Annotated in this window: 10 protein-coding genes; 1 reads left to right on the top strand and 9 read right to left on the bottom strand. The window is 61.1% G+C overall.

Going from position 1 to position 11,882, the window contains the following annotated elements; all coding sequences use genetic code 11:
* Positions 1–349: 349 nt before the first annotated feature.
* From AB4Z19_RS19625 to AB4Z19_RS19585, 9 genes are all read right to left on the bottom strand, one after another.
* Complete coding sequence (locus AB4Z19_RS19625) at positions 350–1,870, bottom strand: sigma-54-dependent transcriptional regulator (RefSeq protein ID WP_442035827.1); 1,521 nt, start codon at positions 1,868–1,870, stop codon at positions 350–352.
* A gap of 10 nt (positions 1,871–1,880) precedes the next feature.
* Complete coding sequence (locus tag AB4Z19_RS19620; protein WP_442025957.1) at positions 1,881–3,560, bottom strand: sensor histidine kinase; 1,680 nt, start codon at positions 3,558–3,560, stop codon at positions 1,881–1,883.
* 1 nt (position 3,561) lies between these two features.
* Positions 3,562–3,810, bottom strand: coding sequence for a PP0621 family protein (locus AB4Z19_RS19615; protein WP_442025956.1), 249 nt, complete (start codon positions 3,808–3,810; stop codon positions 3,562–3,564).
* Positions 3,807–4,610, bottom strand: a complete 804-nt coding sequence (locus AB4Z19_RS19610) for a cytochrome C assembly family protein (protein ID WP_442025955.1) — start codon at positions 4,608–4,610, stop codon at positions 3,807–3,809. The genes AB4Z19_RS19615 and AB4Z19_RS19610 overlap by 4 nt, the downstream gene beginning before the upstream one ends.
* A gap of 31 nt (positions 4,611–4,641) precedes the next feature.
* The gene (locus tag AB4Z19_RS19605; RefSeq protein ID WP_442025954.1) at positions 4,642–5,430 is read right to left on the bottom strand and encodes an ABC transporter ATP-binding protein; all 789 of its coding nucleotides are present in this window, start codon (positions 5,428–5,430) and stop codon (positions 4,642–4,644) included.
* 3 nt (positions 5,431–5,433) lie between these two features.
* Positions 5,434–6,249 carry an ABC transporter permease gene (locus AB4Z19_RS19600; RefSeq protein ID WP_442035826.1) on the bottom strand — a complete coding sequence of 272 codons (816 nt, stop codon included), beginning with the start codon at positions 6,247–6,249 and terminating at the stop codon, positions 5,434–5,436.
* Positions 6,250–6,258: 9 nt separating this feature from the next.
* The gene (locus tag AB4Z19_RS19595) at positions 6,259–7,233 is read right to left on the bottom strand and encodes an ABC transporter substrate-binding protein (protein ID WP_442025953.1); all 975 of its coding nucleotides are present in this window, start codon (positions 7,231–7,233) and stop codon (positions 6,259–6,261) included.
* An 887-nt stretch (positions 7,234–8,120) separates the two neighbouring features.
* Positions 8,121–9,107, bottom strand: coding sequence for a M48 family metallopeptidase (locus AB4Z19_RS19590; protein ID WP_442025952.1), 987 nt, complete (start codon positions 9,105–9,107; stop codon positions 8,121–8,123).
* Positions 9,107–10,135 (bottom strand): YjgN family protein, encoded by a 1,029-nt coding sequence (locus AB4Z19_RS19585; protein WP_442035825.1) that lies wholly within the window; start codon positions 10,133–10,135, stop codon positions 9,107–9,109. The genes AB4Z19_RS19590 and AB4Z19_RS19585 overlap by 1 nt, the downstream gene beginning before the upstream one ends.
* A gap of 207 nt (positions 10,136–10,342) precedes the next feature.
* On the opposite strand from AB4Z19_RS19585, the gene ffh reads away from it, so the two are divergent.
* Positions 10,343–11,707 (top strand): signal recognition particle protein, encoded by a 1,365-nt coding sequence (gene ffh, locus AB4Z19_RS19580; RefSeq protein ID WP_442035824.1) that lies wholly within the window; start codon positions 10,343–10,345, stop codon positions 11,705–11,707.
* Positions 11,708–11,882 lie beyond the last annotated feature (175 nt).

Here is an 11,882-nt window from a genome sequence, read left to right as displayed (position 1 = left end):
GCGTATTAGGGTTGTTTTCTTACGGCAACTACGACCACTACATCTAGTGAATCGGTTAAATCCATCCACTAATTGTAGTGACCGCTTCCGGCTCGCACAAGGCCAATTTTTTTCATGCCGGACAATATTTCTATTGACTTTTCATATCGCCGGAATTGACGGGCGATCGGCTGTGAGCAAGCACTAACTGCTTGAATTTATTGCTCAATAAGTAAGCAAAATTGTGCAGTGGCAGGATGTTGTGCGTTGGCAAAAACGCTACAGAATGGGCCTGGGAATTCGCCGGGGGACAGCATTATAAACCCATGGCGAGATGCGGGTGGCCGCCATGATGTGGCGGCCACCGGGTTTAAGTCTCGGGTTCCTGGATGTTCAGCTTCTGCATCTGGTAGCGCAACTGGCGGAAGCTGATGCCCAAAAGTTGAGCAGCCTGGGTGCGGTTGTAGCTGGTCTGCGCCAGCGCACGGATGATGATGTCGCGCTCGACTGCCGCCAGGTAGGCCGGCAGGTCACTTGGCAGGACGTCGAAGGCCGGCAGAGGCGGCATGGAGATGCCCGGCGCGGCTGCATCCGCAGGCGAAGAGACGGCAGCGAGCGGTGCGGCGGTGACTGCCTGCGCCGACGCGGCCGCACTCGCCGCGGGCATCGCGGGCGGCGGCACCGGTATGGCGGCCGGCTGCGGCGCCGCGACGGGCTGCGGCGCGGCGGCCAGGCCGGCCGTGCTTCCGCCCTTGAGCGCCAGATCCTCCACCGCAATCACGCCATCATTGGAAAACGCCAGCGCGCGTTCCAGAATATTTTCCAGCTCGCGCACATTGCCGGGGAAGGCATAGGCGCGCAACGCGTCCAGCACGCCCGGTCCCATGGTGACCTTGTGTTCGAACGTGCCGAGGCGGCCGAGGATGGCCTGGGTCAGCTCTTCCAGGTCGTCGAGCCGCTCGCGCAGGGGCGCCAGGCGCAGCTCGATCACGTTCAGGCGGTAGAACAAGTCCTGCCGGAACAGGCCCTCCTCCACCAGCTTTTCCAGATTCTTGTGGGTGGCACTGATGATGCGCACATCGACCGGCTCCTCCGACGTCGCGCCGATCTTGCGCACGCGGCGCTCCTGGATGGCGCGCAGGAGCTTGACCTGCATGGCCAGCGGCAGGTCCGCCACCTCGTCCAGCATCAGGGTGCCGCCATTCGCGGCCTGGAAGAAGCCATCGCGCTCGTCCGCCGCGCCGGTGAAGGCGCCCTTGCGGTAGCCGAAGAATTCCGCCTCCATCAACGCTTCCGGGATCGCGCCGCAGTTCACGGCAATAAAAGGCTTGTCCGCGCGCGAACTCTGGGCGTGGATTTCGCGTGCCGCCAGCTCCTTGCCGCTACCCGACTCGCCGTTGATCGCGATCGGCGCCATCGAACGGGCCAGGCGGCCGATCTGTGCGCGCAGGGCCTGGATGGCGGCCGAGTTGCCGCGCAGGCGGCTGGCCGCTGGTTTGTGGTCCGCCGTCGCGGTATCCGGCTCGTTCAGCTTCAGCGCCGACTGCACCATCACGCGTAGCTGGTCCAGTTGCACCGGCTTGCTCACGTAATCGAAGGCGCCCGCTTTCAGCGCGACCACCGCGTTTTCCGCGCTGCCGAATGCCGTGACCACCGCGATCGGGATGTTCTTGCCGCTTGCCGTCACATCGCGCACCAGGTCCAGGCCAAGGCCATCGGGCAGACGCATATCGGTCAGGACGAGCGAATACTCGCGCTCCGCATACAGGCGGCGCGCTTCCGCCAGGGTTTCGGAGCTGTCCACGTCCAGCCCCATTTTCAGCAGCGTAATTTCCAGCAGTTCGCGCAGGTCGGCTTCGTCATCGACGACCAGGACACGTGGAGAACTCATGCAATTCTTTCTACTTGTTGGCTTGCGCGGCTGGCCGCGCGAAGGTAATCACGAAACGCCCGCTCGACTTGCGGACGCCGGCTGTCATGTCGGAATCGAAGCGGTACTCGTAGTCCAGCATGGCCTCGTTATTCAAGCACAATTCGCGCGCCAGATATAGTCCCAGGCCGGTGCCCTTGCTGGATGTGGTGTAAAACGGCTCGAACAGGTGAGCCCGCACCTCGGGCGAAATGCCGGGGCCGTCGTCCTGCACATGCAGCTCCAGCGGGCGCCCCTTGAAGTGAACGATGAACACCTTCATGCTGCCCGGCGTGCCGCTGGCATAGCGCACGGCATTGTTCAGAAGGTTGATCAGCACCTCGCGCAGGTGCAGCGGATCGAAACGCACGAACAGCTTGCGCATGCCGCCCAGGCAGACGATGCCGCTATCCAGCTTGTGGGTTTCGTCGAATTCGGCTTTCAGCTCGGACAGGAAATGGCTCAACTCCAGCGGATCGTGATGGACCTGGGCCTTGCGCGACAGCTGCAGGATATCCTCCACCATCCGGTTCACGCGCGCCACATTGTCGCTAACGATCTTCAGCAGGCGCTTGTGGACGGGCGCCTGCAAGTCCTCTTCCAGCAGCGAATTGGCGTGGCCGATGGCCGACAGCGGATTGCGCACCTCGTGCGCGATGCTGGCGGTCAGGCGTCCCATGGAAGCGAGTTTCAGCTGCTGGGCCTTTTCCTCGATCTCGGTCACATCTTCGAGGAAGATCACGTTGCGCTCAACGCCAAGGCCTGAGGTATCGGCGGCCGAGAAGCGCACTTTCAGGTGAGAGGCCACGTCGCGGCGCGCGCTCCAGGCAGCCGTCATTTCCTGCGCGATGGGCTCGTCGAATGGTTTGATGGTGACGAAGGCGAAGGCCTGTTCCGGATGTCCGCGCCAGTCCGCGTAAGCCTGCACGATGGGTTGCAGCGCCGGCGTATCGCTCAAGCGGCTGCCGTGCCGCACCGCCACGGTGCCCAGCATCTTCTGGACAGCGGGATTACTCATATGAATAGCGCCATCGCCGCCCACCACCAGAATCCCGTCGCCGGACTGCGACAGCACCAGGCGGTTGATGGCCTGCTGCACGCCGATCTCCACGCCGCGCTGCACGGCCAGTTCTTCCTGCCCGATCAGGCGGGCGGCCATGCGATTGATCACCGTCACCGCCGCGAAACCGGCCGCACCGTACAAGCCCGCCTGCACCAGTAGCACATGCTCGCCGTTTTGCAGCATGACCCGGTACATCGCCTCGGCCAACAGGAACAGGGTCGCAATCGAAGCAAAGAACAAGGCCACCAGCAGCGGCGCCAGAATCGCACAGCCGGCCAGCGGGAACAGATAGAGGATCGCCAGGGTGCTGCGCATGCCGCCATCGTCCAGGTACAGCAGCGAGATGACGCCGATATCGCAGGCCAGCTGGCAGACCAGCTGCAGCATGAAGCGCTGGCGCCAGTAACTGGCCGCAAGCACGAAGCCCAGCGCAGCCAGCACATAAGCCGTACACAGCTCGACACGCTGCTGAGAGACTGTCGCTGCGCCCAGGCTCATATAAGCCAGCAGCACCAGCGCAATCACGGCGCGCGTGCCGTTCAGGGTCTGCAGCGAGCGCCAGAATGTCTCGCGGGATTCGGCCGACAGGGAATTCAGGCGCGCCAGCAACTTAGTTCGCGGCCAGTTGGGCGTGGGCCAGGCTGCAGAAATCCTGGCCTTTATACAGCACGTTTTCCGACGCGGGGTAATGCACGCCGCAATGGGCGCAGCGCAGCATGGCTTCGGCGTCAGCCTGGCGCGGCGGTGCGCTTGGCTGGCGCGGCGATGGCTGCTGATTGCCGCTCGCGTTGCGCAGCTTGGTGCGGATGGCGCCCATCACCAGAAATACCAGCGCCAGCCAGAACAGAATACGTGTCATGCAATACCTCGATGTAAAACCACTTCCAGTACAAAACGGCTGCCGACATAGGCCAGCAGCAGCGTCGCGAAGCCGGCCAGCGTAAAGGTCAGGGCCGTGCGGCCGCGCCAGCCGCGGAAGTGGCGGCCGGCCAGCAAGGACGCGAACAGCATCCAGGACAGCAGAGTAAAGACGGACTTATGATCCCACTTCAGCGCGCGTCCGAACAGCTCCTCGGAGAAGACGATGCCTGACAGGACAGTCAGGCTAAGCAGAGTGAAGCCGAAGGCGATCAGGCGGAACAGCAGCTTCTCCATGGTCAGCAGCGCCGGCAACTGATCCAGCGCGGTGGACAGGAAAGTCGTGCGGTCGCTGTTCGAATGCAGGCGGGACTCTTGCAGCGCCATCAGCACGGCATGGAAAGCAGCGATGGTCAGGGTGGCGTAGGCCAGCGTGGCAATGGCGATATGCCAGCCCAGCACCGCAGTGCGGCCATCTACAGGCAACAGATTGCCCGGGAAAATGGCCTGCAGCACGGTGGTCGCGGCGGCGACCGGCATCACGATGCGGCGCAATCCCTCCAGCGGATAATTCTGGTTCTCCAGCCAATACGCGGCCACTGAAATCCACAGGGCCGACGACAGCATGGCCGCAAAACCGATGCGCAGCGAACCCGGCACCATCACATTAATCCACAGCGCAGCGCCGTGCAGCAGCCAGGCGCCCGCGGTCAGCGCAGCGACAGGAACGGCCTTGCGGGATGGGAGGAAGGCACAAACAAGATAAAGCAGCGTTGCTGCGATCAGAAAGTAAGTCTGCATTCGCTTAGTTTAACACCCCAGCCACGACTGGCTAATCCACCGCCGCGAGCCGGAGCTCTTCATTGTGGTGGCGTTGTTGTTCTTCCATGACCAGTTGGCCGAGCTCGCGCTTCAAGGCGTTGAATTCGGGGGCGGATGGGTCGCGCTCGCGCGGCAACTCGACCAGCATGTCGCGCTTGACCGTGCCCGGACGGTAGGTCATCACAATGATCCGGTCGGCCAGGTAAATCGCTTCTTCAATACTGTGCGTGACGAAGATGATGGTTTTCTTAAGCTCCGACCAGATGCGCAGCAGCTCGTCCTGCAGATTGCGCCGGGTCAGCGCATCCAGCGCGCCGAAAGGCTCGTCCATCAGCATGATCGGCGAGTCCAGCGCCAGCACGCGCGCGATCGCCACGCGCTGCCGCATGCCGCCCGACAGGTCTTTCGGGAAGCGGCTGCGGAAATCTTGCAAGGACAGCATCTTCAACAGCTTGTCCACCGTCGCTGTGATCTCGGCCTTCGGCGTGCCCTTGATCTCCAGCCCGAAAGCGACGTTGTCCTCCACCGTCATCCAGGGGAACAGCGCGTATTCCTGGAACACCATGCCGCGCTCCGGCCCCGGCTCGGTCACCTGCGCGACGCCGGCAGTGATCGTGCCCTTCGACGGCAGCGCGAATCCGGCAATCGCGTTCAGCAAGGTCGACTTGCCGCAGCCCGATGGCCCCAGCAGGCAGACGAACTGCCCATGCGGGATTTCCAGAGTGATGTCCTTCAGCGCCACGACGCTTTCGCCGAACACCTTGCTGACATGATCAATCACGATATGCGCGTCGCTCATGGATTAGTTCTCCAGGCCGCGATGCCAGCGCAGCAGGTAGTTATTCAGACGGTTCACGCCCACATCGATCGCCAGGCCAATCAGCCCGATAGAGATCATGCCCGCGATGATCTTGTCCGACCAAAAATATTCGCGCGCCTCAAGGATGCGGAAGCCCAGCCCATTGTTCACCGCGATCATCTCCGACACGATCACCACGATGAAGGCCGTACCGATGCCGATCCGCACGCCCGACAAGATATAAGGCACAGCCGCCGGCAAAATCACCCGCAGGAACATGGTGCTTCCGGACGCGCCCAGGTTGCGCGCCGCGCGGATATAGATGCCGTCCACCTGGCGCACGCCCGCAATGGTATTCATCAGCACCGGGAAGAAGGCGCCCAGCGAAATCAGGAACACGGCCGGTGGATTGCCAAGCCCGAACCACAGAATCGACAGCGGAATATAGGCAATCGGCGGAATCGGCCGCAGCAGTTGCACCAACGGATTTAGCCAGTCGTACACGCGATCGCTGGCCCCCATCATCAGCCCTACCGGCAACGCCAGCCCGGCGCCGATCAGGAAGCCGACAATCACGCGATACAGACTACCGATGGCGTCATGAATCAGCTCACCCGAAAACGCCCAGGCCAGCCAGCTGCCTTCCGTGTGCGGCTGCGGCGGCAGCGCGTATTCGATCCACTTCTGCACCACGGCCAGCGGCGACGGCAGAATCTGTGGATTGACCCAGCCCTGCGAGGACACCAGCTGCCAAGCCGCGATCACCACCGCCGGCACAATCAGGCCGACGCCCAGTTGACGCCATCCCGCTATCGCCATGATGCCTCCTTATTTGACGCCGAGGCTCTTCTTGGCCTGATCCAGCAGGTCGGTCTTGACCCAGTCCTTGGCCACTGGCGGCTTGCTCATCTTGCCTACGCCGGTCTTCACCATGACGTCGGTCGTGGTCTGGATATGCTCGGGCGTGATGTCGTAGGAATACGGCGAATTGCCGATCGCGTCCTGGAAATCGCCGCTGGTCAGCTGGCCCTTGAACACCACCTCGCGCACGAATTTCTCGGCGGTGGCGGGATTGTCAATGAAGGTCTTGGTGGCTTCGACGAAGCAGCGCATGAATTTCTCGGCCACGGGACGGCGCTCTTTATAGAACTTCTCCGTCATCACCATGGTCCGCACCGGCTCGCCGATCGGCGTGTCGTACGGCTTGACGATTTCGTTGCCGAATCCCTTATTGATCGCCTGGGACGATTGCGGTTCGGAGTTCATCATGGCATCGATGTTCTTGCCGATCATGGCCTGGTTCAGATCCGCATAGGCGAGAAAGACCAGTTGCACATCCTTGCCCGGCTGCTCGGAAACTGTCAGGCCGGCTTGCTGCAATTCGGCCAGCAGCAGCACTTCCTGGATACCGCCTCGCGTGACGCCAACCTTCTTGCCCTTCAAGTCCTTGACCGATTTCAGTTTGAGGTCCGCACGGCCCACCAGGCGCGCGCCGCCTTTCGCGAAGCCCGCCACTACATAGATCGGCGCGCCGCCGGCACGGCCGGAAATCGCCGCTTCGGATGCGGTCGCACCCACGTCCAGCTCACCGGCGATGATGGCCTGCATCACATCCAAACCTTTGGCGAAGACGTGCTCTTCCACCTTGATGCCGCACTTCGGTGCAATCTCCTTGATATACGACACCGCGCCGTAGTGCGCGAATTTCAGGTTGCCCAGCCGAACCACGTCCTGCGCCTGCGCGCTACCTGCTGCAACCAGCGCAGCCAGCGCCAGCGACTTCACGATGCTTTTCAGATTCATCCCTGGTCTCCTCTTAAATTGTTAGCCTGCTGACCGCGCGCCCATCATACGGTTTATTTTAGCTTTCATGCAATAAGTCCTTCGCACGTGAACAATGCGTGACGCAATGCGCGCCTCAATCAGGAAGACTAGGAATTTTTCGCCAATAAGCTTCTATGATTAGATGGTGCTATTTAGCATATGGCTTCACTTTGTCACATGCCGCTTGCGGCGGGGATGGCAACAATGAAGCACGTTTTCCCTACCTGACTGCTATTGCAGCCGATTTGGATGGGAACATTTAAGTAACCGATTACAAGGGAGGGAGTTCTTGCCATATCCGGGCGGGGCTCAGCTGCACGGCACATTGTTGCGCATCCCGCTTGCAAGCCAGGTTACGACCATCGGCTCGACCGACAATATTGGGACGCCTAATAACATAGTCGTCAATCAGCAAGGCATCTTTTATTGCCGGCGTTCAGAATGGGGAAACGTTGAGCCCTTCACTGGCTCAGCCGTTTATAAAGTCACACCTGATGGAAAGGTCCCCATAATCGCGGGCTGCCCACCACATGAACGACCAAGGCAACCGGTACATCATGGACGCCGATGGCAAAAAAACATCATGGGGAGAGCTACCGCTGCCAGCGTCACCACTACAATTACCGCCCCGCCGGCTGACATTGACGCTGCGCCGGACGGCAACACGCATGCCGTACGCGGTGTCAGAACTCCCATCTACGACTTCTATGGCCTCATTGGAAAATTGCTGACGACTCCAGCAAAGGCATGGAGAAACTGAGGCCCTTGCCGGGCACTCTGCGCATGCCACTCCAGGTCGTGCCGTATGGCCAATTCGCCATTGCCGTTATCTGAGGAGAAGGCTTGCTGGAGGTAGTGCTTCCGCATTAATTGTTCCTGCGAGCGTGCAGCCGGGCCAGGCGCTCGCTGCTGACGGGGTGGGTGGAGAGGTAGGAAACGGAATCCTTGTCCAGCTTTTCGAGCACGGTGAAAACCTGCTCCAGGCTGGACAGGGAAATGCCGTTGTCGACCAACATATCCGCCGCATAATCATCCGCTTCGGTTTCGGCATCGCGTGAATAGTGCAGGTCCAGCGCCAGCGCGGGCAGGCCGGAGACGACCGCGTTGACGTCGCCGAACAGCAGCGTGCTGGCGGCGGCCACGGCGGAACCCTGAATCAGGCGGCGCGTCATGTGGCGCCGGTGCAAATGGCCCAGTTCGTGGGCCAGCACCGCCATGACTGCGCCATCATCCGGCAGCAGCTCGACCAGTTCGTCCGTCATCACGATATCGCCTGAAGGCAGGGCAAACGCGTTCGGGCCGATATGGCTTTTGCGGAACAGCAGGCGATACGGCGGTGCGCCTTCGTGCGGCGCGTGCAGGCTGGCGAACGCGTTGGCGATGCGCAGCTGACGTTCCAGCGGCAGCCTGCTCGGCGCCAGTGCGCGGCGGTCGAACATTGCCAATACGCCCTGTCCCAGCTGATGTTCAACCGATGGCGGCAGCGCCTGTGCTACTTGGTCCGCCACGACCGGCAACACATAAAGATAAGCAAGCGCCAGGACGGCAACGATCGCGGCCATGCAGCCAACGACCACACGCCAGCTGCGCTGGGCGGTGACAACGACACTATCCTGATAGCCGGTCTGAGCCAGCAGCAGATTAAACGCGTTCAGATCTTCCGGTTCGAAGGTGGCGCCATCGGGAAAGGTGACCTTGCGCGCGGCATGGATGCTGCGCTCGGACACGCGCAGCGCATCCAGCGGGCAGGCGCGTTCCGCCTCCCCTTCCAGCACGGCGGTGCCGTCCTGCACCGACAACCGCACGCGGTGCGCGCGCGAAGTCCGGCCGTCGTAATAGCGTCCTGCCAGCATCACAGCGACAGGTCGAAGTCCATGAAGTCGGCCATGCCTTCGCCAGCCGCGCCGACATTCGCATGCTCGCCTGCCACGAAGTCGTCCAGACTACCGTTGACGTCCAGGTACATCGACTCCAGGCGATATTTCAGCGCGCGGACCTTGGCAAAAGGCGTGTACAGGCCAAGCGTAACGACTATGCCCAGCAGATTGGTGAGGTAAATCCAGGTCAGGCTCTTCCAGTGCATATTGCAGCGGAACCAGTGATTGCCAAGCTGGGTGTGATTCCAGACCAGCTTCTGGAACATGGTGAAGAACAGCGGATACACCGCAAACATCACGACGTAGACGAAAATCGGAATCATGATCATGGCGCCCGCGTGGCTGCCGATAGCGGCTACAACCCCGAACACGACAATAGCAATAACGCCTGCGATATAGGCAGCCAGCATCATCCCGTAAATGGCGTAGAAGCGACCGACGGGTGCATCAAAACTGAAGTGGGCGGCGCCAAAGCGGCTTTCGGTATGCTGGAATTTCTTGATGCGTTGATGGACCCACGGCAGCATGACGACGGTCGCAGCCAGCAGCGGCATCAGCAGATAATAGAGATAGGCCTTGCCGACGCTGCCATCAAAGCCGAAGCGAATGCCGCGGTAGCTGGTGTTATGCAGTTTGAACTGCAGGCTTTTCCAGACCAGGTAGGGCATCACGCAAGCCATGACGGCCGCCATCACCAGCGCCGCGGTGATCGAAGTGCGCACCGCCGCGTGGTAGCCGCCGACAAGAATCAGCGCAGCAATACGGCCTTTCAGAATGGCCTTGGGGTTGCCGTGGTATTCGAAGCTGCTGCCGGCCAGGCGGGCGCTTGAGTAAAAGTACTGGTTGCTGCGCACCTTGGCCCACGCTGAATAAATGCCGAGGGTAACAATCGTCAGCAAGACGTTGACGATCCAGATGCGGAAGTATTCGCTGCCGGTCGCCGAAAAGGTCAGCTGCTGTTCGCCGTCTTCCGTCGACTGTTCCTGAACTGCCAGGTTCTGCATCTTGCTCTCCTGTTACATGAAATATAAGCAAAATGCCTTCTGGCACAAATGTTGTCAATGAGAAATCTCAATTTAGCAAAGCAAGTGTGCACGACTGTGACAATGTGAGAGTTAGTTGATGGCTACGCCCAGGATTGCGCTGAGATTGTGGCGCCGCACTAATGTAAAATGGCGGGATTTTCCCCGCTCCATATTAGTAGGTAGCCAATGCTAGACAATCTGACACAGCGCCTTGCCAAGGTCGTCAAGACCATGCGTGGTGAAGCGCGCCTGACCGAGTCCAACACCGCCGAGATGCTGCGCGAAGTGCGCCTGGCGCTGCTGGAGGCGGACGTGGCCCTGCCGGCCGTGCGCGAATTCATCGCCAAGGTCAAGGAAAAGGCCCTCGGCGAGGAAGTGATTTCGTCCCTGACGCCGGGCCAGGCCCTGGTCGGCGTGGTGCAGCGCGAGCTGGCCGCCCTGATGGGCGCCGACCTCGGCCCGGAAGCGGCCAAGCTCAGTTTTGCCCAGCAGCCGCCGGCGATCATCCTGATGGCCGGTCTGCAGGGTGTGGGTAAGACCACCACCGTCGGCAAACTGGCCAAGTACCTCAAGGAACAGAAGAAGAAAGTGCTGACCGTGTCGGCCGACGTGTACCGTCCCGCCGCAATCGCCCAGCTGCAATCGGTGACCCAGCAGGTTGGCGCCGACTTCTTCCCGTCCACCGCGCAGGACAAGCCGGTCGATATCGCCCTGTCCGCCCTGGACTGGGCCAAGAAGCACCACCATGAAGTGCTGATCATCGACACCGCCGGCCGCCTCGGTATCGACGAAGAAATGATGAAAGAGATCGCGGCCGTGCACGGCGCGGTCAAGCCGATCGAAACGCTGTTCGTGGTCGACGCCATGCTGGGCCAGGACGCGATCAACACCGCCAAGGCCTTTAACGATGCGCTGCCGCTGACCGGTATCGTGCTGACCAAGCTGGATGGCGACTCGCGCGGTGGTGCGGCGCTGTCGGTGCGCCACATCACGGGCAAGCCGATCAAGTTTGCCGGCGTGTCCGAAAAGCTGGACGGCCTGGAAGCGTTCGACCCGGCCCGTATGGCCAACCGCATCCTGGGCATGGGCGACATCCTGGCCCTGGTGGAAGAAGCGCGCAAGGGTGTGGACGAGAAGGCGGCGGCCGAACTGGCCGCCAAGGTCAAGTCGGGCGGCAAGTTCGACATGAACGACTTCAAGTCCCAGCTGTCGCAGATGAAGAAAATGGGCGGCATGTCCGGCCTGCTCGACAAGCTGCCGGCCCAGTTCCAGCAAGCTGCGTCCGGCGCCAATATGGACCAGGCGGAAAAGCAGGTGCGCCGCATGGTCGGCATCATCGACTCGATGACGCCGCAGGAACGCGCCAAGCCGGAGCTGATCAAGGCGGCACGCAAGCGCCGCATCGCAGCCGGCGCAGGCGTCCAGGTGCAAGAGGTAAACCGTATGCTCAATCAGTTCGAGCAGATGCAGACCATGATGAAAAAGCTGTCCGGCGGCGGTCTGATGAAGATGATGCGATCGATGAAAGGCATGATGCCGGGCATGCGCTAAACGGCGCAATCTCCCTCTGAAAGCCGCCTGCGGGCGGCTTTTTTCACTCTGGGGCTGGGATTAACGTGTGTTTCCCACAAAAAAGGGAAAAAACACTTGCATAAGCTGCAAATCCCCACCAATATTAGCCGTGCGAATGTATTGCGCAATTTTCCCCAGTGTTTGTTAAGGAGGC

This window comes from Pseudoduganella sp. RAF19 (assembly GCF_052114165.1).
GTDB lineage: Bacteria > Pseudomonadota > Gammaproteobacteria > Burkholderiales > Burkholderiaceae_D > Rugamonas.
The sequence above is the reverse complement of the archived record's forward strand: the minus strand, read 5'-3'. Positions and strand labels throughout refer to the sequence as shown.